General features: G+C 64.3%; 17 protein-coding genes. 9 read left to right on the forward strand and 8 right to left on the reverse strand.

Annotated elements, in window-relative coordinates:
- Positions 1–97: 97 nt before the first annotated feature.
- Complete coding sequence (locus tag ACN6NG_RS12940) at positions 98–1591, reverse strand: aldehyde dehydrogenase family protein (protein WP_063423776.1); 1494 nt, start codon at positions 1589–1591, stop codon at positions 98–100.
- A 494-nt stretch (positions 1592–2085) separates the two neighbouring features.
- Here ACN6NG_RS12940 and peaA point away from each other — a divergent pair, with 494 nt between their 5' ends.
- From peaA to ACN6NG_RS12965, 5 genes are all read left to right on the forward strand, one after another.
- Positions 2086–3651: a quinohemoprotein amine dehydrogenase subunit alpha gene (gene peaA / locus ACN6NG_RS12945; protein WP_063423775.1), complete on the forward strand. Its 1566-nt coding sequence runs from the start codon at positions 2086–2088 to the stop codon at positions 3649–3651.
- Between the two features lie 48 nt (positions 3652–3699).
- Entirely contained in the window at positions 3700–5130 is a 1431-nt protein-coding gene (gene peaB, locus ACN6NG_RS12950) for a quinohemoprotein amine dehydrogenase maturation protein (protein ID WP_049274520.1), read from the forward strand.
- Between the two features lies 1 nt (position 5131).
- Entirely contained in the window at positions 5132–5455 is a 324-nt protein-coding gene (gene qhpC / locus ACN6NG_RS12955) for a quinohemoprotein amine dehydrogenase subunit gamma (protein ID WP_016499473.1), read from the forward strand.
- 32 nt (positions 5456–5487) lie between these two features.
- Positions 5488–6609: a quinohemoprotein amine dehydrogenase subunit beta gene (gene peaD, locus ACN6NG_RS12960; protein ID WP_063423774.1), complete on the forward strand. Its 1122-nt coding sequence runs from the start codon at positions 5488–5490 to the stop codon at positions 6607–6609.
- Positions 6610–6739: 130 nt separating this feature from the next.
- On the forward strand, positions 6740–8413 hold the full coding sequence (locus ACN6NG_RS12965; RefSeq protein WP_279923890.1) for a fatty acid CoA ligase family protein: 1674 nt from the start codon (positions 6740–6742) through the stop codon (positions 8411–8413).
- Between the two features lie 129 nt (positions 8414–8542).
- Here ACN6NG_RS12965 and mobA read toward each other — a convergent pair whose 3' ends face one another.
- The 3 genes from mobA to ACN6NG_RS12980 are packed head-to-tail and all read right to left on the reverse strand — an operon-like array spanning position 8543 to position 13494.
- The gene (mobA, locus tag ACN6NG_RS12970; protein ID WP_063423772.1) at positions 8543–9118 is read right to left on the reverse strand and encodes a molybdenum cofactor guanylyltransferase MobA; all 576 of its coding nucleotides are present in this window, start codon (positions 9116–9118) and stop codon (positions 8543–8545) included.
- Positions 9119–9178: 60 nt separating this feature from the next.
- Positions 9179–12307: an efflux RND transporter permease subunit gene (locus ACN6NG_RS12975; protein ID WP_063423771.1), complete on the reverse strand. Its 3129-nt coding sequence runs from the start codon at positions 12305–12307 to the stop codon at positions 9179–9181.
- A gap of 11 nt (positions 12308–12318) precedes the next feature.
- Positions 12319–13494 carry an efflux RND transporter periplasmic adaptor subunit gene (locus ACN6NG_RS12980; RefSeq protein ID WP_236197981.1) on the reverse strand — a complete coding sequence of 392 codons (1176 nt, stop codon included), beginning with the start codon at positions 13492–13494 and terminating at the stop codon, positions 12319–12321.
- A gap of 216 nt (positions 13495–13710) precedes the next feature.
- Here ACN6NG_RS12980 and ACN6NG_RS12985 point away from each other — a divergent pair, with 216 nt between their 5' ends.
- Both ACN6NG_RS12985 and ACN6NG_RS12990 read left to right on the forward strand, forming a co-directional pair.
- Positions 13711–14415: a response regulator transcription factor gene (locus ACN6NG_RS12985; protein WP_353455290.1), complete on the forward strand. Its 705-nt coding sequence runs from the start codon at positions 13711–13713 to the stop codon at positions 14413–14415.
- A 6-nt stretch (positions 14416–14421) separates the two neighbouring features.
- Positions 14422–15720: an ATP-binding protein gene (locus ACN6NG_RS12990; RefSeq protein WP_474314298.1), complete on the forward strand. Its 1299-nt coding sequence runs from the start codon at positions 14422–14424 to the stop codon at positions 15718–15720.
- A gap of 116 nt (positions 15721–15836) precedes the next feature.
- Here the strand turns inward: ACN6NG_RS12990 and ACN6NG_RS12995 are convergent, their stop codons facing one another.
- The 4 genes from ACN6NG_RS12995 to nfrB form a co-directional block, all read right to left on the reverse strand.
- Positions 15837–16928, reverse strand: a complete 1092-nt coding sequence (locus ACN6NG_RS12995; RefSeq protein WP_197898910.1) for a GGDEF domain-containing protein — start codon at positions 16926–16928, stop codon at positions 15837–15839.
- A gap of 125 nt (positions 16929–17053) precedes the next feature.
- Positions 17054–17893 carry a DUF4434 family protein gene (locus ACN6NG_RS13000; protein ID WP_474314299.1) on the reverse strand — a complete coding sequence of 280 codons (840 nt, stop codon included), beginning with the start codon at positions 17891–17893 and terminating at the stop codon, positions 17054–17056.
- Positions 17893–20898, reverse strand: coding sequence for a phage receptor (locus tag ACN6NG_RS13005; protein WP_474314301.1), 3006 nt, complete (start codon positions 20896–20898; stop codon positions 17893–17895). The genes ACN6NG_RS13000 and ACN6NG_RS13005 overlap by 1 nt, the downstream gene beginning before the upstream one ends.
- Entirely contained in the window at positions 20895–23069 is a 2175-nt protein-coding gene (gene nfrB, locus ACN6NG_RS13010) for a cyclic di-3',5'-guanylate-activated glycosyltransferase NfrB (RefSeq protein WP_474314303.1), read from the reverse strand. The genes ACN6NG_RS13005 and nfrB overlap by 4 nt, the downstream gene beginning before the upstream one ends.
- Positions 23070–23261: 192 nt before the next feature.
- Between nfrB and ACN6NG_RS13015 the strand changes: the two genes are divergently transcribed.
- Together ACN6NG_RS13015 and ilvA are read left to right on the forward strand one after the other, a co-directional pair.
- A complete protein-coding gene (locus ACN6NG_RS13015; RefSeq protein WP_016487315.1) occupies positions 23262–23693 on the forward strand; it encodes a PACE efflux transporter in 432 nt (143 codons plus the stop codon).
- Positions 23694–23873: 180 nt separating this feature from the next.
- Entirely contained in the window at positions 23874–25433 is a 1560-nt protein-coding gene (gene ilvA, locus ACN6NG_RS13020; RefSeq protein ID WP_197898914.1) for a threonine ammonia-lyase, biosynthetic, read from the forward strand.
- The last annotated feature ends 61 nt before the right edge of the window (positions 25434–25494 follow it).

Here is a 25494-nt window from a genome sequence, read left to right on the forward strand (position 1 = left end):
CGGCAAGCCAGCTCCCACAAGTACGGCACAGGACCTGAGGGCAGTGGATCCCTGTGGGAGCTGGCTTGCCGGCGATAGGGCCGGTACAGGCAGAGGATCAGAGCTTGATCAGCACTGACTTGAGCTCGGTGTAGTGCTCGATGGCCGCTGCGCCCATCTCACGACCCACGCCAGACATCTTGTAGCCACCAAACGGCAGCGCCGGGTCCAGCGCGCTGTGGCAGTTGACCCACACCGAGCCGGACTTGATGCGCGGAATCATCCGATGCACCGCCGCCAGGTCGTTGGACCAGATGCTCGCGCCTAGGCCATAGGGGTTGTCGTTGGCCATACCGATCACTTCGTCGATGTCATCGAATGGCATTGCCACCAGCACCGGCCCGAAGATTTCTTCCTGCACCAGGCGATGGCGCTGGTCGACATCGACAATCACCGTCGGCTTGACGAAGTAGCCTGGGCCGAAGCCCTCGCCACCACAGGCGATGGTCGCGCCCAGTTCGCGGCCAAGCTCGATGTAGCCGGTGACGCGGTCCTGCTGCTTGGCCGAGATCAGCGGGCCCATCTGTACCGCCGGGTCCAGCCCGTTACCCAGCTTCATGCCGTTGGCGATCCCGGCGATGTCGGCCACCACATTGTCGAAGTGCTTGCGGTGCACGTACAGCCGCGAGCCAGCGCAGCAGACCTGGCCTTGGTTGAAGAAGATCGCCGTGGCGGCGCCGGCAGCAGCTTCCTGCAGGTTGGCGTCGGGCATGACGATGGTCGGCGACTTGCCGCCCAACTCCAGAGTGACGCGGGTCATGTTGTCCATGGCCGCCTTGCCGATCAGCTTGCCCACTTCGGTGGAACCGGTGAAGGTCAGCTTGTCAACGCCGGGGTGGCGGCTGAGCGCGGCGCCGGCGTTCAGGCCGGTGCCGGTCACCACGTTGAACACGCCCGCCGGGTAGCCAGCTTCGTCTACCAGTTCAGCCAGCTTCAGCACGCTCAGTGGGGTTTCATCGGCGGGCTTGAGCACGATGGTGCAGCCGGTGGCCAGGGCTGGGCCGAGCTTCCAGCAGGCCAACAGCAGCGGGAAGTTCCAGGCGACGATGGCGCCGACCACGCCGACGGCCTCACGGCGCACGAAGCCGTGGAACTGGTCGTTGGGCATCAACGGCATGGAGGCTTCGACGGTGCTACCCTCGATCTTGGTAGCCCAGCCGGCCATGTAGCGCAGGAAGTCGATGGCCAGTTGCACGTCCATCACCTGGGCTACGGCGGCGCTCTTGCCGTTGTTCAGACATTCCAGCTCGGCCAGCTGGCGGGCGTCGCGCTCCATCAGGTCGGCCAGACGCCACAGCAGGTTTTGCCGTTCCCGCGGGCGCAGGCGGCTCCATGGCGAGTCGTCGAAGGCCTGGCGTGCTGCGCGCACGGCGCGGTCGACATCCTCGGCGTCGGCGGCGGGCACTTCACCCAGCACTTCGCCGGTGGCCGGGTTGCGGAACGACAGGGTGCGACCGCTGGCGGCGTCCTGCCAGTCGGCGCCGATGCGCATCTTCAGCTTGCGTTCGAGAAAGGCGCGGGTGGCGGGCAGGATGGGCAGTTCACAAAGCATGGGGCTGTGCCTCTTGTCATTGGGTGTGAACGGCACTGGCGCAATGGGCGTGCCAAGGTGGGCAGATGCCAGCAAGGCATTGAGTTGACTGGGTTTTGCCGTGATGCAAGATTCGGATTGCGAGGGTGCGCTGTTGCACATTGAGACGGTGTGAGACGGTGTTGAAACAGTGGCTTCAAGGGCCAATCGCCGGCAAGCCAGCTCCCACAGGTACAGCGCAGGTGTTCAAGGCAATGGTTTACCTGTGGGAGCTGGCTTGCCGGCGATTGGCCTGCGTATCAGGCCCTGTCTCAGGATGAAACAACCTGTCGCGAAATGGCACGCTGCAATTGGCCATCCGTGCTGCTGAACAACCCTGGGAAACTGCCTAAGAGCTTGAAAGGCAACGCTTATACAGCAACTGGCACAGTTCCTGTATCACTACTCCCACATGCACACCTGCTGTACCAAAGCGTGCGAAAAACGATAAGAACAACAACCGTGGAGGTCTGACCTTGAAGACGACTCGACTCCGGCGGCATGCGGGCAAACTGGCGCTGGTCGCCGCCGCGCTGCTGAGCACCCAGGCCATGGCGGCCGAGCAGGGCCCTAGCCTGTTGCAGAACAAGTGCATGGGGTGCCATCTCCCCGAAGGCAACGATACATACAGCCGCATCAGTCACCAGCGTAAAACCCCGGAAGGCTGGTTGATGAGCATCGCTCGCATGCAGGTGATGCACGGCCTGCAGATCAGCGACGACGACCGTCGCACGCTGGTCAAGTACCTGGCCGACAAGCAGGGCCTGGCGCCGAGCGAAACCGATGGCGTGCGCTACGCCATGGAGCGCCGGCTGAACACGGTCGAGCATTTCGACACCCAGCTCAGCGAAACCTGTGGCCGCTGCCACTCTGGTGCTCGCGTCGCCTTGCAGCGCCGCCCCGCCAAGGAGTGGGAGCATCTGGTCAACTTCCACCTCGGCCAGTGGCCGTCCCTCGAATACCAGGCCCAGGCGCGGGACCGCGACTGGTTGCCGATTGCCCTGCAACAGGTGGTGCCGGAACTTGCCAGGCGCTACCCGTTGGACAACCCGGCCTGGGCTGAATGGCAGCAGGCAAAACCGAAGGCCGACGTGCTGCCGGGGCAGTGGGCGTTCAGCGGCCACATGCTGGCCAAGGGCGATGTGCGCGGTGTGATGAGCGTTTCGGCCGGGGAGGGCGACACCTTCAAGGTCGAGGTCAAGGGCGCCTATGCCGACGGTACTCCTTTCAACGGCAGCGGCACTGCGATCCTGTACAACGGCTATGAATGGCGCGGCAACGTCAAGGTTGGCGACATCAATCTGCACCAGGTATTCGCGGCGCAGGATGGCGAAATGAAAGGCCGCATGTTCGAGGCCGAACATGACGAGCGTGGCCTGGACTTCATGGCAGCCAAGGAAGGCAAGGCGCGGCTGCTGGCGGTGCAACCGGCATTCATCAAGGCCGGTGGCGAGAGCGAGATCACCTTGGTGGGCAGCGGCCTGGACGGCAAGCCCGACCTGGGTGCCGGGGTAGAAGTGACCCAGGTACTGGAGCAAACCCCGACGCTGGTACGGGTAAAGGCCCGCGCGGCAGCCGACGCCAAGCCCGGGCAGCGCGAAGTTGCAGTGGGCGCGCTCAAAGGCGTGAGCCTGGCGGTGTACGACAAGGTCGAGGAAGTGAAAGTCGTGCCGGCGTTCTCCATTGCCCGCATCGGCGAAAACGGGGCTTCGGTGCCGAAGGTGCAAGGCCGCTTCGAGGCCGAAGCCTGGGGCAAGGATGCCAGTGGCCAGCCGCTGCGCATCGGCTACCTGCCGGCCACCTGGAAGGTCGAGCCGTTCAACGAGCGTGCGGTCGAGGACGAGGACGTCAAGTTCGCCGGGCAAATGCAGGCCGATGGCGTGTTCGTGCCAGGCGGTGCCGGCCCTAACCCTGAACGCAAGATGATGACCAACAACGCGGGCAACCTGAAGGTTATCGCCACGCTGGCCGACGGTGGCCAGACCGGCGAAGGGCACATGATCGTCACCGTTCAGCGCTGGAACAACCCGCCGCTGCCGTAACGGCAGGGTGCAACGGTTTTCCATCGGATCGATTACCGGGAGGTCGCCATGGGCGCACTACTGAACCTGGTCGAACGCAACCTGCATGAAGTGCAGGTAGATGCCGACCGCATGCTGTTCCATATCCCCAGCAGTTCGCTGTTCACCGCCGACGCGGTGACCGGGGGCATCATCGACATGTTGCGCCAGCAAGGCTGTTCGGCCGAGGAGCTGATGCAGCGCCTGGGCCAGCAGTTTGCCGGCAACGATATCCAGGACACCCTGCGCGAGCTGATCGCGCTGGAGCTGGTCAGTGACGGCTCGCCGCTGACCCCGGAAATCGGCGTCAAGCGGGTCGAGCGCACCGCGCTGAATACCGTGGTGCTCAACGTCAACACCGGTTGCAACCTCAGTTGCACCTATTGCTACAAGGAAGACCTGGACAAGCCTTCTGCCGGCAAGAAGATGAGCACCGCCACCGCCGAAGCCTCGGTGGAAATGCTGCTCAAGGAGTCGCCTGACGAGGAGCGCTACAGCGTGGTGTTCTTCGGTGGCGAGCCGTTGTCCAACCGGCCGCTGATCGAGCACATGGTGGCTTACTGCGAGCGGCGTTTCGCCGAGGCGGGCAAGCAGGTGGAGTTCATCATGACCACCAATGCCACGTTGCTGACCGAAGAGATTGTCGACTGGCTCAATGCCCACCGTTTCGGCCTGTCGATCAGCATCGACGGCCCCAAGACCGTGCATGACCGCAACCGCATCACCGTGGGCGGGCAGGGCACCTATGACGTGGTGCGGCGCAAGGCCGACATGCTGCTATCGCGTTACAACAGTCGCCCGGTGGGGGCGCGGGTAACCCTGACCCGCGGCATCACCGATATCGAGACCATCTGGAACCACCTGTTCAACGAAATGGGCTTTGCCGAAGTCGGCTTTGCCCCGGTCACCTCCGGCGACATGGCGGCCTTCAACCTCACCGGCGAAGAACTGGTGGAGGTCTTCGCCAACATGAAGGCGCTGGGCCGCCGTTACCTGGACGCAGCGCTGGAACACCGCAACATCGGTTTCTCCAACCTGCACCAGCTGATCACCGACATTCACGAGGGCCACAAGAAGGCCCTGCCATGCGGTGCCGGGCTGAAAATGCTGGCGGTGGACCATGAAGGTGAGCTGAACCTGTGCCACCGTTTCACCGGCTCTAGCCTGCCGACCTTCGGCAACGTGCATCAGGGGGTGAAGCAGGTGGAGCTCAACGACTTCCTGTCGCAGCGCCTGGACCGCAGCAACACCGGCTGCGAGAGTTGCCGCATTCGTAACCTGTGCTCTGGCGGCTGCTACCACGAAAGCTACGCCCGCTACGGCGACCCGCAGCACCCGACTTACCACTACTGCGAATTGATGCGCGACTGGGTCGACTTCGGCATCGAAGTCTACAGCCGCATCATGGCCGCCAACCCGGCCTTCATCGACCGCTACATCACCCCGCGGAAGGCGCACTGACATGAAGCACTTGAAGCCCCTGAACAACAAGGCGCGCATCCTTGAGCAGGCCGCTGCCGAAGACCGCATCGAAGAAGTCATGGCCATGAGTGCGGTGGCCGGCTGCACGGCCACCACGGACCCGGGTTGGGAAGTGGATGCCTTTGGTGGCGTTAGCTCGCTGTGTCAACCGATGGAGGCCGACCTGTATGGCTGCTCCGACCCTTGCTGGTGGCCGGCGCAGGTGCCGGACATGATGAGCACCTATCAGGACTGGAACGCCCAGGCGACCAACTCGGCGGATGACTGGCGCAACCTGGGCACTGTGTTCCCGAAAGACAAGTGACCGGCCCAACAAGAATGACAAGGGGAAACCGCATGAAAGCTGGACGCTGCGCGCAACTCGCGCTCACCATCGCCGCCACGGCCTGCGCCGGGCTGGCTCAGGCTGACGACACCGGGCCTGCGCTGAAGGCTGGCCACGAATACATGATCGTGACCAACTACCCGAACAACCTGCATGTGGTCGATGTGGCCACCGACACGCTGTACAAAAGCTGCCAGATGCCCGACAAGTTCGGCCCAGGCACCGCGATGATGGCGCCGGACAACCGGACTGCCTACGTGCTCAACAACCATTACGGCGACATTTACGGCATCGACCTGGACACCTGCAAGAACACCTTCCGGGCCAACCTGTCGAGCGTGGCGGGTGAAGTGGGCCGGTCGATGTACTCGTTCGCCATCAGCCCGGATGGCAAGGAAGTGTACGCCACGGTCAACCCGACCCAGATGCTGAACGACCATTACGTGGTCAAGCCGCCACGGCTGGAGGTGTTCAGCACCGACGATGGCCTGCAGGCCAAGCCGGTGCGCACCTTCCCGATGCCGCGCCAGGTGTACCTGATGCGTGCCGCCGACGATGGCAGCCTGTTTGTCGCAGGGCCGGACATCTACAAGATGGATGTGAAAACCGGCAAGTACACGGTGGCCTTGCCGCTGCGCAACTGGAACCGTAAAGGCTACAGCGCCCCGGACGTGCTGTACTTCTGGCCGCACCAGAGCCCGCGGCACGAGTTCACCATGCTGTACACGATTGCCAGGTTCAAGGACGACAAGCAGGACCCGGCCACCGCCGAGCCACTGTATGGCTACCTGAGCGTCGACCTCAAGACCGGCAAGACCCACACCCAGGAATTCGCCGACCTGACCGAGTTGTACTTCACCGGCCTGCGCTCGCCTAAAGACCCGAACCAGATCTACGGCGTGCTCAACCGCCTGGCCAAGTACGACATCAAGCAGCGCAAGCTGATCAAGGCGGCTAACCTTGAGCACACTTACTACTGTGTCGCTTTCGACAAGAAGGGCGACAAGCTGTACCTGGGCGGCACCTTCAATGACCTGGCGGTGTTCAACCCCGATACGCTGGAGAAGGTGAAGAACATCAAGTTGCCCGGTGGTGACATGTCCACCACTACGCCGCAGGTGTTCATCCGCTAGAACGAGGGTGGATTTACTGGCCTCTTCGCAGCACAAGGCTGCTCCTACAGGTCACCGCGTTCCAATGTAGGAGCAGCCTTGCGCTGCGAAGAGGCCGGCCGAAACACCACAAAAACAACAAGAGGTTGCCATGCCCCAGCCAAGCTACTCCCAGGGCAATCCAGACAAAGCCCTGCTTACCCAATGCATTGGCGACGCCTTCGATACCACCGTCGCCCGCTTCCCCGGCCGCGAGGCGCTGGTAGTGCGCCACCAGGCCCTGCGCTACACCTGGCAGCAACTGGCCAAGGCCGTTGACCAGCACGCCCGCGCGCTGATGGCACTGGGCGTGCAACCCGGTGACCGGCTGGGTATCTGGGCACCCAACTGCGCCGAGTGGTGCATCACCCAGTTCGCCAGCGCCAAGGTGGGCGCGATCCTGGTCAACATCAACCCGGCCTACCGCTCCAGCGAGCTGGATTACGCCCTCGGGCAGTCTGGCTGCCGTTGGGTGATCTGCGCGGACGCGTTCAAGACCTCCGATTACCACGCCATGCTGCAGGGCCTGGTCCCTGGCCTGGCCAGCGGCCAACCAGGCGCACTGAGCTGCGAGCGCTTCCCCGAGCTGCGCGGGGTGGTCAGCCTGGCTGCCTCGCCACCATCTGGCTTTCTGGCCTGGCACGCGTTGCAAGCGCGTGCCGAGTCTGTCAGCCGCCAGGCCCTGGTCGAACGCCAGGCGCAACTGCGCTGCGACGACCCGATCAACATCCAGTACACCTCCGGCACAACCGGGTTCCCCAAGGGCGCCACCCTCAGCCACAGCAACATCCTCAACAACGGCTACATGGTCGGCGAAAGCCTGGGCCTTACCGAGCACGACCGGCTGGTGGTGCCAGTGCCGCTCTATCACTGTTTCGGCATGGTCATGGCCAACCTTGGCTGCATGACCCACGGCAGCACCCTGATCTACCCCAACGATGCGTTCGACCCGCTGGCCACACTGCGTGCGGTGGCGGAGGAAAAAGCTACCGCGCTGTACGGTGTGCCGACCATGTTCATCGCCGAACTGGACCACCCGCAACGCGGCGAGTTCGACCTGTCGAGCCTACGCACCGGGATCATGGCCGGCGCCACCTGCCCGATCGAGGTGATGCGCCGGGTGATCGGCGAAATGCACATGGCCGAGGTGCAGATTGCCTATGGCATGACCGAAACCAGCCCGGTTTCGCTGCAGACCGGGCCCGATGATGACCTGGAGCGCCGGGTGACCAGTGTTGGCCGTACCCAGCCACGGCTGGAGAACAAGGTGGTGGACGCCGACGGCAATACCGTGCCGCGTGGCGAGATCGGCGAACTGTGCACCCGCGGCTACAGCGTGATGCTCGGTTACTGGAACAACCTCAAGGCCACGGCCGACAGCATCGATGCCGAGGGCTGGATGCACACCGGCGACCTGGCGGTAATGGACGAGCAGGGGTATGTGCGCATCGTCGGGCGCAGCAAGGACATGATCATTCGCGGCGGCGAGAACATCTACCCGCGCGAGCTGGAAGAGTTCTTCTTCACCCACCCGGCGGTGGCGGATGTGCAAGTGATTGGCGTGCCGTGCAGCAAGTACGGCGAAGAAATCGTGGCCTGGGTGCGGCTGCACCCGGGGCATACCGCCAGTGAGGAAGCGCTGCGTGAGTGGGCGAGGGCGCGGATTGCGCACTTCAAGGTGCCCCGGTACTTCCGCTTTGTCGACGAGTTCCCGATGACGGTGACCGGCAAGGTGCAGAAGTTCAGGATGCGCGAGATCAGTGTCGCGGAGTTGTCTGCTGGATGATGCATTACCTGTACCGGCCTCTTCGCGGGTAAACCCGCTCCCACAGGTTCATTACCGTGTTCGAATTCCGTGCGGTCCCTGTGGGAGCGGGTTTACCCGCGAAGAAGCCGGTACAGGCAGCAGAGAATCTCAGCCTTGCAGCAGTTCCGGGCTGTTGAAGTTGCTCAACCGGCGATCATCATCGGCACACTCCAACCCCTGCACCGCCTCGCGCAGCAAGGCCTTCTGCAAACTCCGCTCTCCCGTCGCCCAGGCCTGCTCCAGCATTGGCAGTAACCGCCGTGGCAGCACGCTGAACATCGGCTGCCAAAACCCACCTTGACGTACCATCGCCGCACTGTCACTGGCCACCGCCAGCCTTGACAGCGCCTCGATCAAATCGCGGTCAACCAATGGTGCATCGCAGGCCAGTACCACCATCCACTCATGCCGTGCCACCTTGAGCCCGGCAATCACCCCCGTCAACGGCCCGGGGAAGTCCGCTTCGGCATCGCCCACCAGCTGGTCAGCGTACGTACGGTAAGCCTCCTGGTTACGGTTGCAGGAAATTACCAGGTCATCGCTTAGCGGTCGCACCACCCGCTGTACATGCGCAACAAGCGGTTCGCCCTGCCACGCGACCAGGCCTTTGTCACGGCCGCCCATGCGTTGGCCACGGCCGCCGGCGAGAATGAGGATGGAGCAGAGGGGCAGTGCATCAGGCATGAAAAAGGGCTCCGGGCAGTCACTGCCGGAACCCTCCCATTTCACACGGTGCTTGTCCAGTCAGCTTTCGCTGATCCCGCCTTGTGCGTTGGCATCACGCGCCTGACGCCGTCCCGCAAGGCGCATCACCACCACGAAGAACACCGGCACAAACACCACCGCCAACGTGGCGCTGAGCATGCCGCCGATCACCCCGGTGCCGATGGCCTGCTGGCTGGCCGAGCTGGCGCCGCTGGCAATAGCCAGGGGTACCACCCCGAGGATGAACGCCAGCGAGGTCATCACGATGGGCCGCAGGCGCAGGCGGGCGGCCTGTACGGCGGCGTCTGCGGCGTCCACGCCCTGGTCGACCAGGTGCTTGGCGAACTCGATGATGAGGATTGCGTTCTTCGCCGACAGGCCGATCAGGGTAATCAGGCCAACCTTGAAGAACACGTCGTTGGGCATGCCGCGCAGGGTCACGGCCAGCACCGCGCCCAGGATACCGAGCGGTACCACCAGCAGCACGGCGGTCGGGATCGACCAGCTTTCGTACAGCGCTGCCAGGCACAGGAACACGATCAGCAACGACAATGCCATCAGCATCGGCGCCTGGCTGCCGGACAAACGCTCCTGCAGCGACAGGCCGGTCCACTCCAGGCCGGCGCCGGGCGGCAGCTGCGCCACCAGGCGTTCGATTTCGGCCATGGCTTCGCCCGAACTGTGGCCGGCAGCCGGCTCACCGGAAATCGAGACCGCCGGGTAGCCATTGTAGCGGGTCAACTGCACCGGGCCGCTGACCCACTTGGCCTGGACGAATGCGCCCAGTGGCACCATCTTGCCGCTGTTGTTGCGTACGTGGATTTTCAGCAGGTCTTCGACCTGGCTGCGCTGGTCGCCTTCGGCCTGCACCACCACCCGCTGCATGCGGCCCTGGTTGGGGAAGTCGTTGACGTAGCTGGAGCCCACCGCCACATCCAGTACCGAGCCAATGTCGGCGAACGACACGCCCAGGGCATTTGCCTGACGCCGGTCGATCTCCAGTTGCACCTGCGGGCTTTCGGCCAGCGAGGCTTCGCGCACGTTGGTCAGTACCTTGCTTTTGCCGGCATTGGCCAGCAGCGTGTCGCGGGCGGCCATCAGCTCGGCGTGGCCCATACCACCGCGGTCCTGCAGGCGGAACTCGAAGCCGGTCGACTCACCCAGGCCGTCGATAGGCGGCGGCAGCACCGAAAACGCCACGGCGTCCTTCAACTGGGAGAAGGCCGCGCTGGCGCGGTCGGCAATCGATTGGGCGCTGTCGTCGGCACCACGCTCGGACCAGTCCTTGAGGGTGGTGAACGTCAGCGCCGCATTTTGCCCGCTACCAGAGAAGCTGAAGCCGAGGATCACGGTGGTGTTGCCCACGCCGGGCTCTTCGGCGTTGTGTGCCTCGATTTGCGCGGCCACCTGCTCGGTGCGCATGCGGCTGGCCCCGGGTGGCAGCTGGGTGTCGGTGATGGTGTAGCCCTGGTCTTCGGTGGGCAGGAATGCCGTGGGCAACTGGCTGAAGCCATAGCCCAGCACCGCCAGCAGCACCGCGTACACCAGCAGGTAGCGGCCGCTGCGCTTGAGCGCCTGCACCACCCAGCGCTGATAGCCATTGCTCATGCTTTCAAAGCGCCGGTTGAACCAGCCGAAGAAGCCTTTGCGTTCATGGTGCTCGCCCTTGGCCACCGGTTTGAGCAAGGTGGCGCACAGCGCCGGGGTGAGGCTGAGGGCCAGGAATGCCGAGAACAGGATCGATACTGCCATCGACAGCGAGAACTGCTGGTAGATCACTCCCACCGAGCCCTGCATGAAGGCCATGGGCAGGAACACCGCCACCAGCACCAGGGTGATGCCGACGATTGCACCGCTGATCTGGCCCATGGCCTTGCGCGTTGCTTCCTTGGGCGGCAGGCCTTCCTCGGCCATGATGCGCTCGACGTTTTCCACCACCACAATGGCATCGTCGACCAGGATGCCGATGGCCAGCACCATGCCGAACAGGGTCAGCACGTTGACCGAGAAGCCCATGGCCAGCATGACCGCGAAGGTGCCCATCAGCGCCACCGGCACCACCAGGGTGGGGATCAGGGTGTAGCGCAGGTTCTGCAGGAACAGGAACATCACCGCGAACACCAGCAACATGGCTTCGAACAGGGTGGTAATGACCTGCTCGATGGACACCTTGACGAACGGCGAGGTGTCGTAGGGGATGTCGTACTTGACGCCTTCCGGGAAGTAACGCGCCAGTTCCTGCATTTTCGCCCGCACCAGGGTGGCGGTTTCCATGGCATTGGCACCCGGCGACAGCTGCACACTGAACGCGGTGGCCGGCTTGCCGTTCAGGCGCGTGCCGTACTGGTATTCCTGGGCGCCGATCTCGACCCGGGCGACATCACCGACGGTGACCGTGGAGCCATCCAGGTTGGCGCGCAGGACAATGGCGGCAAATTCCTCGGGGGTGCTCAGCTGGCCCTTGACCACCACGTTGGCGGTGATTTCCTGGGTGTCGCGGCTGGGCAGGTCGCCGATGCTGCCAGGCGCGACCTGGGCGTTCTGCGCCGCAATGGCCTCGGCCACGTCGTTGGGCGTCAGGTTGAAACCGATCAGCTTGCCCGGGTCGATCCAGATGCGCATGGCGCGCTCCGAGCCGTACAGCTGGGCCTTGCCGACGCCCTTGAGGCGGCGGATTTCGTTCATCACGTTGCGCGCGAGAATGTCCGACAGCGCGGTTTCGTCGAGCTTGCCGTCTTCGGAGGTGAGGGTGCCCAGCAGCAGGAAGCCGGTGGACACCTTTTCCACTTGCAGGCCCTGCTGGGTGACCGGGCGCGGCAGGCGCGACTCGACCACCTTCAGGCGGTTCTGCACGTCGACCTGGGCCAGGTCCGGGTTGGTCCCCGGGGCAAAGGTGGCGGTGATGGTGGCGCTGCCCAGGCTGCTCTGCGACTCGAAGTACAACAGGTTGTCGGCGCCGTTGAGCTCCTGCTCGATCAGGCTCACCACGCTTTCGTCCATGGTCGCCGCCGAGGCGCCCGGGTACACGGCGTAGATTTCCACCTGCGGCGGTGCCACGTTGGGGTACTGGGCCACCGGCAGCTGCGGGATGGCCAGCGCACCGGCCAGCAGGATGAACAGCGCGACCACCCAGGCGAACACCGGGCGGTCGATGAAGAATTGCGGCATGAATCAGGCCCTCACTGGCCGGTGTGCTGTGCGATGGGCGGCGCCCCGGATGCGTTGTCGACCTGCACCTGGTCACCGGCCTTGACGTGTTGCAGCCCCTCGACCACCACCCGCTCGCCGGGGGCCAGGCCTTCGCTGACGACCCAGCGGTCGCCTTGGGCGCTGCCCAGTACCACCTGGCGATCGCTGACCCGGGCCTGCTGGTCGACCACCAGCACCTTGGGCACGCCGGCACTGTCGCGCAGGATGGCGCGCTGGGGCACGCTCAGGCCCTTGGGTTGCACGGCCTGCTCCAGGCGTACGCGCACATAGCTGCCGGGCAGCAGGTCGAGGTCCGGGTTGGGGAACTCGCTGCGCAGGGTGATCTGGTTGGTGGTGGGGTCGACGCTGATGTCGGAGAACAGCAGCTTGCCGGGCAGCGGGTAGGCGCTGCCGTCGTCCTGGATCAGTGTGGCGCGGGCCTGGCCGTCGCCCACCTGCTGCAGTTCGCCTGCGCGCAAGGCGCGGCGCAGGGCGTTGAGCTCGCGGGTAGACTGGGTAACGTCGGCATGGATCGGGTCCAGCTGCTGGATGGTCGCCAGGGGGGTGGTCTCGTTCTGGCCGACCAGTGCGCCTTCAGTGACCAGGGCACGGCCGATACGGCCGGAAATCGGTGCCGTTACGGTGGCGTAACCGAGGTTCAGGCGGGTGCGTTCCAGGGCAGCCTTGGCGGCGGCCACTTCGGCATCGGCCTGCAGGAAGCTGGCCTTGGCGTTGTCGTATTCCTGGCGGCTGACAGCCTTGTCGTCGACCAGTTCGCGGTAGCGCTGCTCCTGCAAACGCGCCTGGTACAAGGTGGCCTCGGCCTTTGCCAGGGTGGCGCGGGCGCTGTCATGGTCAGCCTTGAATGGCGCTGGGTCGATCAGGAACAGTACATCGCCCTGTTTGACGTCACTGCCTTCGCGGTACACCCGCTTGAGCACCACGCCCTCGACCCGCGCGCGCACTTCGGCGGTGCGCGGCGCCAGGATGCGGCCGCTGAGTTCGCTGCTGATGGCCAGTGGCTGCAGTTGCAGGGTTTCTACCCGCACTTGCGGTGTGGGGGCTTTTTCGTCTTGCTCGGCGCTGTCGCCACAGCCGGCCAGGGACAGGCTCAGAAACGCCATGAGCGCCAATGGGCGCAGGCGAGGGGGGAGGGTAGTAGGCATGCGGATCTTCCGATGATGACCGCGCCTATGGTACGGCAGGTACTGCCCATGCGGCTGTTAACACCTGTAGGGCGAGTGTGAAAAAGTGTGAAGAACAATCCTTTCGTGCGGCTGGGTTCTATATTCTGCGTATGCCTGTGCCGGCCTCTTCGCGGGTAAACCCGCTCCCACAGGGATCGCGTACAGGCCTACCTCAATCCAGATTCCCAAGCACCTATGCCGAATATTTTCCTGGTCGAAGACGACAGCGCCCTGTCCGAGCTGATCGCCAGCTACCTGCAACGCAACGACTTCCATGTCCAGGTGATCGCCCGGGGCGATCATGTGCTGGACGAATATCGTCGGCAAAAGCCCGACCTGGTCATCCTCGACCTGATGCTGCCGGGTATCGATGGCCTGCAACTGTGCCGCCTGCTGCGCCAGGAGTCACAGACCCTGCCTATCCTGATGCTGACCGCCCGCGACGACAGCCATGACCAGGTATTGGGCCTGGAAATGGGCGCCGACGACTACGTGACCAAGCCCTGCGAGCCCCGCGTGTTGCTGGCCCGCGTGCGTACCCTGCTGCGCCGCAGCAGCAGCGTCAACGAGCCGCGGCTGGATAACGACCTGATCCTGATAGGAGGCCTGCGCATCGACCTGGCCGAGCGCACGGTCAGCTGGCGCGGCGAAGAGGTGGAGCTGTCCAGCGGCGAGTACAACCTGCTGGTGGTACTGGCGCGCAATGCCGGCGAAGTGCTGAACCGCGACCGCATTTTGCAGCAGCTGCGCGGCATCGAGTTCAACGGCACCGACCGTTCGGTGGACGTGGCCATCTCCAAGCTGCGGCGCAAGTTCGACGATAACGCCGGCGAAGCGCGCAAGATCAAGACCGTGTGGGGCAAGGGCTACCTGTTCAGCCGCGTCGAGTGGGAGTGCTGACCGGCCATGCTCAAAATCCTGGTGCGGTTGTATCTGGTGATCATCGTCGCTTACGCCGGTGCGTTGCTGTTCATTCCCGATACCATCGTTGGCCTGTTCCAGGAACGCTTCATGGCCTACAACCTGGACCAGGCCAAAGGTGTGCAATCGTTGATCGTGCGCCAGTTCCACCAAGCCCCGCGCGAGCAGTGGCCGGCCGTGGAGAAAGACCTGGCCAATGCGTTCGCCCCGCTGGAAGTGAAGCTGCTGCGCATGGGCCAGGCCGAACTCAGCGCGGATGAGCAAGCGCGGCTGCAGCACGGCCAGTACGCGGTGCGAATTGCCGAGTGGGGCTACTACGAAACAGTGCTGGCACCGCTGGACAAGGAGTGGCTGGTGCGCCTGCATGCACCGCCAGACCCGCTGGACATCAATGTGCTGTCGTGGGGCGTGACCGTGCTGATCGGTGCGGCCATGCTGGGCTGCCTGTTGTTATGGGTATGGCCGCACTGGCGCGACCTTGAGCGCCTGAAGGAAACCGCCCGGCGCCTGGGCCAGGGGCAGATGGCCGAGCGCACTCACATTTCGCCGCATTCCAACATTGGTGAGTTGGCCGGGGTGTTCGACACCATGGCCAGTGACCTGGAGCGCCACGTCAACCAGCAGCGCGAGCTGCTCAATGCGGTGTCCCATGAACTGCGCACGCCGCTGACCCGCCTGGACTTCGGCCTGGTGCTGTTGTTCGACGAGGTACCGCCGGCCAGCCGCAAACGCCTGCTAGAGCTGGTGGGGCATGTGCGCGAGCTGGATGAGCTGGTGCTGGAGCTGCTGTCCTACAGCCGCTTGTACAACGCCGACCAGGCCCGCGAGCGGGTCGAGGTGTCGTTGCTGGAACTGGTCGACAGCGTACTCGGCGGTTTTGCCGAAGAACTCGATGGCCGGGGTATCCAGTGGGAAGTACGGGCCGAGGGCAATTTGCCCCGGTTTGTGCTGGACCCACGGCTGACAGCGCGGGCGGTGCAGAACCTGGTGCGCAATGCCATGCGCTATTGCGACGAAAGCCTGTTGCTGCGCTTGCGTCTGGAGGGCGATGGCGCCTGTCTGCTGACGGTCGAGGATGACGGGATCGGTATACCGGTGGAGGAGCGGGAACGGATTTTCCAGCCGTTCTACCGGCTGGACCGCAGCCGCGACCGCAACACCGGCGGGTTTGGCCTGGGGCTGGCGATCAGCCGGCGGGCGATCGAAGGGCAGGGCGGCACCTTGACGGTCGCGCAGTCGGCGCTGGGTGGGGCGCAGTTCAGGATTCGCTTGCCAGCGGGGTGATGGGGTACCTGTGCCGGCCTCTTCGCGGGTAAACCCGTTCCCACAGGAACGCCACAGCGTTCAAAATCTGTGCGGTCCCTGTGGGAGCGGGTTCACCCGCGAAGAGGCCGGGCCTGCTAACCCTGTTCCGCCAACTGTGTAGTCCACAGCACGACCCGGTCCTTGCCGGTGTGTTTGGCTTCATACAACGCCTGGTCGGCCTTGATCAGCGCCATGGTTAACGTATCGCCCGCACTCACCTGTGCCAGGCCGATGCTGATAGTCACCGGATGAGCACCTGAATCTTCACGCACTCTGTGTAGCAATGCCTCCACCCGCTGTTCAGCGCCTTTTTGGTCCAGCCCCTCAAGAAAAATTGCGAATTCCTCGCCGCCCAACCGCGCAAACTCGGCGTCGACCATGGCTGCCTTGATGTGTAGCGCAACGCGCTTGAGTACTTCGTCACCGATGTCGTGGCCGAAACGGTCGTTCACCTTCTTGAAGTTGTCTATGTCGACCATCGCCAGGTACTGCCCGGGGGTTGCCTGATGCAACTGTTGCTCCGCTTTGGCCATGAACGAGCGACGGTTGGGGATTTCGGTCAGGGCGTCGACGTAGGCTTGCTCCAGCAGCACCTTGGACAGGTAAAAGTTGTGCAGCTTGGTCTTGCGGATCTGCAGGTAGCTGTAGCTGACCAGGCCGCTGAGAAACACTGCGTAGCTGATCAGCATGGCGCCTTCGACCGCGTCGGGCTCCATGCGGGTGTGGTAGAACGGGCTGAGCATCACCCAGGTGATGGCCATGGCGCAGAAGAATGACCAGCGCCGCACCGGCAGCACCGACATGGCATACAGCACGGTGGAGACCCCGAGGATCAGCCACACCGGGCGCAGGGCCACCGGGAGGCCTTCGATTACCAGGCGCATGCCCAAGGTGATGACGGTGATGAACAGCAGGTTGAGCACGTCGAAGTGATGGCTGCGGCGGGTAAAGCTAAGCACGACGGCCAGGCAGCCGAGCAGGGAGATGAACAGGTAGGACAGCCAGGTGAAGCCCTGGCCTGCGAGGAAACTGACGATCAGGTCGAAGACCAGCCAGACCAGGATACTGACGCAGATTACCAGCAGGCAGAACGGGCGCATGGACTCGAATTCGTGCTGGCGGAACTCGGCGCGCAGGGCGGCGGGGGCGACCTGCTTGCGTACGTGCTCCTCGATGGTTTTGAACATGGCTGAGCTCCTGGGGGTACTGCTTTGCCAGGCCCGGCCCTTTCGCAGCACAAGGCTGCTCCTACAGGAGGCGTGCGCTATCTGTAGGAGCAGCCTTGTGCTGCGAAAGGGCCTGGCCTGGCGACTCAATTCTGTGGCAAAACACCCCGGGCCCAGGGCCGGTAGCGCAAGTCAAACACCGCCTCGAGATGGCACCCGCCAACCAGCTTCGGCTCCCTAGGTTCAGCCCTGAATACCTGCCCAGGTGCGCTCACCTGGCGGAACGCCTCGCGCACCACGCCTATTCGGCATGGCAAGGCCTGTTCGTAACCCTCGCGCACCAACGGCGGCAATCGCCCAGTGCCGGCGCCATCCTGCCACCACACAGTCAAGCCCAGGCCTGCCAGTTGATCCAGCCAGGCGGCGTTGACCCGGGGCGACAGCTTGCCTGCGCTGAAGGCACTGATGTGCAGAGGCTTGTCCAGTTGGCGGTTGAAGGCCTGTAACTGGCTGAACAGCGCTTCGCGCCGCGCGGGGTCGCGAAAATGCTGGTCGTCCAGCTCCATGGGCAGGTACCAGCCCTCCACCGACAACTGCCAGGCCTGGCGCAGTTGCTGGTACTGGGTGAGCGAGCGCCCCAGTTGCGCTTTCCAATAGCTGCTCAGGCCTTCGCCGTCCAGTTCATCCAGACGCTGGTAGTAGGCCGGGTCCATGTACAGCCCCAGCACCACCTGCAGGCCTTGGGCACGTGCGCTGCGCAGGCTGTTGGCCAGCCAGCCCTGGGCGCCGCCGAAGTCGCTGTCACCATAGGCGCTCCATTGCACGATCAGGGCCTTGCCCCCCTGGGCCACGGTGGCATGCCACAGCTGTTGCCACTGGGCGGGAGTGACATTGGCGTCGCGGTTGAGCGGTTGGTAGAACAGGCGCTGGTCGGCCGTGGCGGGCAGGCACAGGGCAAGCAGGCAGAAGGCGAGGAACGCACGCATCAGAAGGTCATCTCCGCACCGACCAGCACGCCGTTGGCGCGCTCGTAAAGATTGCCGCCCAGCGACTGCTGGTACTCGGCACGCACTTTCAGCGAGCCGCGGTAGGCGTTGTAGCGGTCGTCATCGAACCACCATTGCCAGCGCACGCCAACACCGGCCCGGGCGTCCTGGCGCCAGTCGTTGCTCGGGTCCTGGCTGGAGAACTCGACAAAGCCATAGGGCATGAGGGTTTGCGGGGCGCTGCCGGGTAGTTTCCAGGCATGGCCTTGCTGGTAGCGCGACAGCCAGGCATGGTCGCCGGCGCGGGTCCACCAGGCCGCGTCAAGGTAGAGGAAACGCTCGTTCCAGTTGTCTTCATCCACACGCCAGTCATTGCGCCAGTCGCCCTGGTCGAGGAACGAGGCGGTGGCGCGCAACAGCAGGTCATTGCTCGATTCGGCATGGTGGCGCAGGTCGCCCCAGTTGCCGCCGACCTTGGCCGGGCTCAGCAGCTGGCCAAGGCTCAGGCCGCGGTAGTGCGCTTCGTCGATCTGCCGCTGGTGGTACAGCTCGGCGTACAGGTTGAGGTTGGCCTGGCCGAGCGGCTTGTAGCGCAGGCCGACCCCGGTACCCATGCTTTGCGCATAGTCGGTGCGGCTCTGGCCACCGAACAGTACCCGGCCATACACCGACAGGGTGCTGCCGTTGCGGCTGGGTTCTTCGCCCAATGCATGATCCCACATGGCCAATTGCACGTTCTGCGATTGGGCGCGGCGTGAGCTGCCGCTGCGCTGGCCGTTGTCGAGGAACTTGTCGTTGGTCGAAGTGCCGGCGGGTGACCAGGTGCTGGCCAGGGTGACGGTGTCACGCCGTGACAGGCTTTCGTGGGCACGGCGCTGTCGGTACTTGCGGGCTTCCAGGCTGCCGTATTCGTCGTCACCGTCGACCAGGTTCTGCTCCACATCGAGGATGCGGCGCAGTTCGCGGCGTGCCGAGGCGCTGTCTTCAGCTTCGTCGTAGCGCAAGGCCAGCGTTTCGCCAAGGCGATAATCCTCGGGGAAGTCATGGGTGGCACGCTCCAGGTAGGGGATCGACTGGCGGCGCTGGGCCTTGTCTGTCGAACCGGCCAGGCGCATGCCGTAGTCGGCGCGGTAACGCGGCTGATCGGGGGCCAGCCGCACGGCTTCGGCCAACCAGGCCATGCTTTGCTCGCTGTTGCCGGCCAGCTGCGCGGTGCTGGCAGCTGCGTAGTAGTGGTCGGCCCGTGGGCTGCTCGCCAGTGCCTGGCGCTGAAAACCCAGGGCAGTCTGGTAATCGCCCTGACGCTGGGCAATGGCAGCGCCCAGTGCCCAGTCATCGGCGCTGCGGTGCGCGCTGGCGTCCCAATAGCGACGGGCCGCTGCAACGTCACCTGCCTTGAGCGCGCCACCGGCGGCCGTGAGGCGGGCGTTGTCGGTCCAGGCGCTGTCCGGCAGGCTGCGCCAGATAGGCAGCGCGGCTTCGGAGTCGCCGGCCGCTTCAAGTGCATAGGCCAACGCCAGGCGGTTACTGGCATCACCCAGGCGCTCGGCGGCCTGGTAGTAAACCACCGCCTCGCCGGGCTGGTCGGGCATGGCGCAGCGGCCCAGGGCGCGGTACTCGCCGGGCTCACGAGGGGTGGCCGGTACCGCTTGGCGCACTGCGTCGCACTGGCCGGCCTCGGCCAGGCGGCCGAGCAACTGGGCACGGGTATTGGCATCGACCCGGGGGATCAGGCCGAGCATGCGGTAGCTGTCGAGAGGCCCATCGTTGTGGGCATACAGGTTGCCCAGGCGCTGCAACAGCGATGGGCTGAGGCGGCCCTGACGGCGCTCGTAGGCCTGTTCCAGCAGTTGCCGGGGGTGACCGGTCCGGCCCTGTTCCACCAGCAGGAACGTAGCTTGCTCCAGTGCGGCCAGGTCGCCACTTTGCCGGTAGCGGTTTTCCCATTCTCTGGCTGTGCGCGGTTGTGGGGGTTGCGGCGGGTCGCCATACAGGCGTTGCTTGAGCACGGCGTAGGCGCGCGTGTCGGTAGTGGGTGTGCAACCTTTGAACTGTTCGCGGGCCTGGTCCGGGTCATGGCGTGACAGCCAGTCGACGGTGTCCAGGCAGGGGCGTTGCAGGTCGTTGCTCAGGCGGCGCACCAGTGCCGCATCATCACCTTCGCGGGCCAGCTCCCACAGTTGCTGGCGCTGGTCGGGCTGATTCAGTTGATCTGGCGGCAGCGACTGCAGCCAGCGCTGGGCTTGCTGGTTGTGGCCCATGGCAATGGCGCGGTTGGCCATGGCCAGGCGCGCCTGGTCAGCTGCTTGAGGAGAGGGCGCGCTGGGCAGCAGTTTGTTCAACCCATTTTCATCCACCTGCTGGACATAGGCATTGGCCAGGCGTTGCCAGTCTTCGGCGGGCAACTGGCCCTTGTCGGCGAGCGGCTGCAGTTGCTCGATGGTTTCCTTCCAGTTGCGCAGTTGTTCGGCGAAGTTGGCCCGGACCAGGCGCAATACCTGGCCATCATCCCTGGGCGGCAACTGGCTGAGCCAGTCCAGCGCCTTGCCCGCGCCACCGAATTTGGCCAGGCTCAGGCTGTAGGCCTGCCACAGGCGCACGCGTTGATTGCCCTCACTGGCAGCCAGCCATTGTTCCACCTGGCTGGCCGGCGGTGGGTCCTGTTCGATCCAGGTCAGGCGCAGTTCGAGCAGGGCGTCGGCGTATTCGGGGATGCCGTCGAGCTGTGCGGCCAGCGCTTCGGCTTCCTTGTAGCGGCGTTGATGGGCCAGGGCTTCTACCAGCAGTGCGCGGGCCTCGTCGTTGTTCGGCACCCGGCCCAGCACGTGACGGGTCAGGCGCTCGACCTCGGCCCAGTTGTCTTTCCTGGCCTCACGATAGCCGCGGTCCATGAACGGGAAGCTGGTGAACCGCTGGAAGTCGGTCATCGGTGCCGAGGCAGCGACAGGCAGCGCGGCGCAGCACAGCAACAGGCCAGTGAGGGTGAGGGAAAAGCGCGGCTTCATGCCACCTCCCGGGTCAGATCAAGGGCGGCCTGCTGCTCGCTGGCCTGTTCAATGAGCGCCTGTTGCAACACTTGCTCGGTGATGATGCCGCGGGCGATCAGGTGCTCGCCCAGGCTCTGGTGCTCAGGGTCGAAGTCGATCAGTGCCTGGTTGAACAGGGTGACCGGGACCATGCCGCGCACCTGCAACAGGGTGCCGAGCATGACCTGGTGATGGCTGACACGCTCCAGCAGCGCTTCGTCGTCCTGATGGCGCTCCAGAATGGCCAGCATGTAGCGGGTTTCCGCCTTCTGCCAGGGGCTTGGGTAGTGGTAGCGCAGGCCCAGGGTGACCCGGCCCTGCGGCGCCAGGCGAATGCGGACCGGGCGTTTCAGGTAGCGGCTGATCACCCCAAGCGACACTTGGCTGACCGGGCTTTCGCTGGCCAGGATCAGCGTGTCGCCGTCCTCAGCCACCGGCAGTACCCCATAGTGCGTCGCCAGTTTGCGTGGCAGCCTGGCAATCAGTTGCGGGTTGAGCTTGAACGGGTTCAGCGGCGCCCAGGGCAGGTCGAGTTGCTCGGCCAAGGTAGCCACCAGTTGTTCGCTGTTCACCCAGCCACGCAGCAGCAGTTCGCGCCCCAGGCGCCGGCGTACCGGGTTGGTGAGTGCCTGCTGCAGCTGTTCCTCACTGATCAGCCCTTTGGCCACCAGGCGCTGGCCCAGCGGCGTGCGGGCAGGGGCTGCGATGGCGGGGAATTCATGGGTGGTCTTGTCCCAGGCCACGCGCCGTGAGTCGCCCATTTCCATCACTTGGCGCAGGGCACGCAGGTTGGCGAAGAAGTTGACGAAGTTGCTCCACATCATCCGCGGTGCCGACAGCAGGCCTTCGCCGATGCCGTAGAAACGGGTGACGAACCAGCCGCGCTGGAACAGGCGATTGAACAGCATCAGCCCGTTCAGCCACAGCAGGGTAGACAGCAGCCAACTGTCGCTAAGGATCGACATGAAGCGCCACGAGTCCGGCGCAATCACCGTGACCAGCCACATGGCCAGCAACACCAGCAGCAACATGTTGACCAAAAAGCTCAGCAGGTAGGCGAACAGCCCACGGCGGTCGCGCCAGAGGAAGTAGTTGAGTGCGCCCTTGCGGCTCCAGCCGAGGTTGCTGGTGCCCTGGAACACGATGCCGACGATCCACCGCGACTTCTGCCGGATGGCATGCTGCCAGTCACGCGGGAAGTGCTCGCGCACGCAGATCACCTGGGAGAATTCCCGGCTCATGCCCGGGCGCCACTCCTGCTTCAGGGTCAGCGCCGGGTCGGTGATGGAATAACGGGCGAAAATGCACTTCATGCCCTTTTGCTTCAGACGAAAGCCAATGTCGTAGTCTTCAGTGAGGCTCTGCACGTCGAAGGCAATGCCGTCGCCGTCCTCCAGCAGCGCACTGATGGCGCGGCAGCTGAAGCAGGTACCGACACCGGCGCTGGGCACCTGGCCGGTCAGCGCTTCGCGGACGATGACGTCCTTGCCGTGGTTTTCGGCAAACTCGTCGACATAGTGGCCGGCGGTAAAACCTTTCCATTCCGGTGCGTAGGGGTAGACCGGGATCTGGATCATGTCCTTGTTCGGCAGCAGGTAGTTGAACAGGCGCAGCTCCATGGGCGAGATCACGTCTTCGGCGTCATGCAGGATGAAACCGGCGAACTCGATGCCGGCGTCCTGCTGGAAGCGCAGCAGGGCGTCGATGATGTTGTTCAGGCAGTCGGCCTTGCTGGTGGGCCCAGGGCGTGCGCACACCACCTTGTGCACGTTGGGGTAGTGCAGGCACACCGCGTCGACGTCGGCCTGGGTTTGCGGGTCGTTGGGGTAGGTGCCGACGAAAATCTGGTAGTTCTCGTAGTCGATGGTGGAGGCCGCCAGGCGCGCCATTTCACCGACCACGCCCACTTCGTTCCAGGCCGGGACCATGATGGCCAGGGGTTTTTCGGGCACTTCGTACAGGCGCTTTTCGTCGGCCTTTTCGTACTTGTCATACACGCGAAAGCGCCGGATCAACTTGCGGACCCAGTAGCACAAGTCGATGAACAGGTCGTCCAGGCCCAGCAGGAACATCAGTGAGGCAAGGATGATGGCCAGGATCTTCAGGCCGAACAGCACGTAGGTGAGAAAATCGATGAATGCCAGGCTCATATGGCAGGCACCGGCATGGCAGAGTGGGCCATCGTCTTTATCCTCGCTCGCTTCCCTCGACGAAGTTGTACGAAATGTCACTTCTGTACGGGATAGATACAAGCAGCCCTATACGCTGTTGTCCAAATTTCGGGCTTTTTCTTGAGAGCTACATCTTGTAGCTTTACAGGTCGTTCATTCAGGGAGCTGAACATGCAAGGCAAGGCCCGCAAGATCGTCCAGGCCATTCTCTACGAAGCCATCGCCGTCGCCTGCGTGGCGCCCGCGCTGGAGCTGGCGTTCGGTGCCGGCATGGCGCAATCGGCGGTATTGTCGGTGCTGATGTCAGGCATCGCGATGAGCTGGAACATGGGCTACAACTGGGTGTTCGAACGCTGGGAAGCGCGCCAGCGCCAGCGTGAGCGCACTTTCATGCGGCGCTTGCTGCACGCCTTGGGCTTCGAGGGCGGGTTGGTGGTGATCCTGCTGCCACTGGTGGCGTACTGGCTGGATGTGAGCCTGTGGGCGGCGCTGCTGACCAACCTGGCGTTGTTCGTGTTCTTCTTCGTCTACGCCTTTGCCTTCCAGTGGGGCTTCGACAAAGTGTTCGATGTGCCGCTTTCGGCGCAGCAAGCCAAGTGTTGACTTTGTGCCGCACTAACGGCTAAGTTCCTACCCCATGAATACATTCCCGCATGTGAACGCCATTATTATTACCGCCATTATCAGCTTGGCGGGCTAGCGCGTACGTGCACCGAACCCGCCCTGGAGGCGGGTTTTTTCTCTCTGACTCCTGGGCAACATAAAAAAGCCAAGGAGTCATCGATGACCAGCTTCAGCGTCCCTCGTCCTACCGTCACCCCCCAGCAACTGCTGTCGGAGCAGGTGCGGCGCATTCTGGCCGCGCCGGTGTACGACCTGGCCATCGAAACGCCGCTGCAAGCCGCGCCTGCACTGTCTGCCAGCCTGGGTAACCAGGTGCTGCTCAAGCGCGAAGACCTGCAACCTACCTTCTCGTTCAAGATCCGCGGCGCCTACACCCGTTTGTCACGCCTGAGTGCTGTGCAGCGCGAGCGTGGGGTAATCACCGCCTCGGCGGGCAACCATGCCCAGGGCGTGGCCCTGGCGGCGTCGCACCTGGGCATGAAGGCCACCATCGTCATGCCGACCACCACGCCGTCACTCAAAGTGGAGGGGGTGCGGTCGCGCGGCGGGCATGTGGTGCTGCACGGTGAGAGCTTCCCGCACGCCCTGGCCCATGCCCTGACGCTGGCCGACAGCGAAGGCGCCACCTTTGTGCCGCCGTTCGATGACCCGGACGTGATCGCCGGGCAGGGCACCGTGGCCATGGAGATCCTGCGCCAGCGCCCGGGCGCGCTGGACGCCATTTTCGTACCGGTGGGCGGTGGCGGGCTGATCGCCGGTATTGCTGCCTACGTGAAGTACCTGCGCCCCGAGGTGAAGGTGATTGGCGTCGAGCCGGAGGACTCCAACTGCCTGCAGGCCGCCATGGCCGCCGGCGAGCGGGTGATCCTGCCGCAGGTCGGCACCTTCGCCGACGGTGTAGCGGTGGCGCAGATCGGCGCCCATTGCTTCGAGCTGTGCCGGCATTTTGTCGACGAAGTGGTAACCGTCAGCAGTGACGAGTTGTGCGCGGCGATCAAGGACATCTACGACGACACCCGGTCGATCACCGAGCCTTCTGGTGCCCTGGCCGTAGCCGGGATCAAGAAGTACGTGGCACGCGAAGGCGTGCAAGGGCAGACCTTGGTGGCCATTGACTCCGGGGCGAACGTCAACTTCGACCGCCTGCGCCATGTGGCCGAGCGGGCCGAACTGGGCGAGCAGCGCGAGGCGATCATCGCCGTGACCATCCCCGAGCAGCCAGGTAGCTTCCGCGCCTTCTGCCAGGCGCTGGGCAAGCGTCAGATCACCGAATTCAACTACCGCTACTACCCAGGCAAGGAAGCGCGCCTGTTCGTCGGCGTGCAGACTCACCCGGTGCACGACCCGCGTGATCAGCTGTTGGCCAACCTTCGTGAGCAGGGTTACAGCGTGCTGGACCTGACCGACAATGAGCTGGCCAAACTGCATGTGCGCCATACCGTGGGCGGCCACGCAGCGCCGGGCGCTGATGAGCGGGTGCTGCGCTTCGAGTTTCCCGAGCGCCCAGGGGCGCTGCTGGGCTTCCTGGAGCGGCTGGGCAAGCGCTGGAACATCAGCCTGTTCCATTACCGCAACCACGGCGCGGCGGAGGCGCGGGTGTTTGCCGCGCTTGAGGTGCCGGGGGATGAGTTGGCAAGCTTGCCGTTGGCGCTGGACGAGATGGGGTATCGGTATTGGGATGAGACTGACAACCCGGCGTACCAGCTGTTCCTGGGCTGACAGTTAATTTGAGTAGACACCGGGGGCTGCTGTGCGGCCTCTGGTTGCGCCTGCAGGGATC

The organism is Pseudomonas sp. TSO6 (genome assembly GCF_056098905.1).

Coding starts and splice junctions, on each gene's coding strand:
- ACN6NG_RS12965 (WP_279923890.1), top strand. CDS start 6,740: ATGCCCCAGCCAAGCTACTCCCAGGGCAATCCAGACAAAGCCCTGCTT.
- ilvA (WP_197898914.1), top strand. CDS start 23,874: ATGACCAGCTTCAGCGTCCCTCGTCCTACCGTCACCCCCCAGCAACTG.
- peaB (WP_049274520.1), top strand. CDS start 3,700: ATGGGCGCACTACTGAACCTGGTCGAACGCAACCTGCATGAAGTGCAG.
- ACN6NG_RS12975 (WP_063423771.1), bottom strand. CDS start 12,307: ATGCCGCAATTCTTCATCGACCGCCCGGTGTTCGCCTGGGTGGTCGCG.
- ACN6NG_RS12990 (WP_474314298.1), top strand. CDS start 14,422: ATGCTCAAAATCCTGGTGCGGTTGTATCTGGTGATCATCGTCGCTTAC.
- mobA (WP_063423772.1), bottom strand. CDS start 9,118: ATGCCTGATGCACTGCCCCTCTGCTCCATCCTCATTCTCGCCGGCGGC.
- ACN6NG_RS12940 (WP_063423776.1), bottom strand. CDS start 1,591: ATGCTTTGTGAACTGCCCATCCTGCCCGCCACCCGCGCCTTTCTCGAA.
- ACN6NG_RS12985 (WP_353455290.1), top strand. CDS start 13,711: ATGCCGAATATTTTCCTGGTCGAAGACGACAGCGCCCTGTCCGAGCTG.
- ACN6NG_RS12995 (WP_197898910.1), bottom strand. CDS start 16,928: ATGTTCAAAACCATCGAGGAGCACGTACGCAAGCAGGTCGCCCCCGCC.
- ACN6NG_RS13000 (WP_474314299.1), bottom strand. CDS start 17,893: ATGCGTGCGTTCCTCGCCTTCTGCCTGCTTGCCCTGTGCCTGCCCGCC.
- nfrB (WP_474314303.1), bottom strand. CDS start 23,069: ATGAGCCTGGCATTCATCGATTTTCTCACCTACGTGCTGTTCGGCCTG.
- ACN6NG_RS13005 (WP_474314301.1), bottom strand. CDS start 20,898: ATGAAGCCGCGCTTTTCCCTCACCCTCACTGGCCTGTTGCTGTGCTGC.
- qhpC (WP_016499473.1), top strand. CDS start 5,132: ATGAAGCACTTGAAGCCCCTGAACAACAAGGCGCGCATCCTTGAGCAG.
- peaD (WP_063423774.1), top strand. CDS start 5,488: ATGAAAGCTGGACGCTGCGCGCAACTCGCGCTCACCATCGCCGCCACG.
- ACN6NG_RS13015 (WP_016487315.1), top strand. CDS start 23,262: ATGCAAGGCAAGGCCCGCAAGATCGTCCAGGCCATTCTCTACGAAGCC.
- ACN6NG_RS12980 (WP_236197981.1), bottom strand. CDS start 13,494: ATGCCTACTACCCTCCCCCCTCGCCTGCGCCCATTGGCGCTCATGGCG.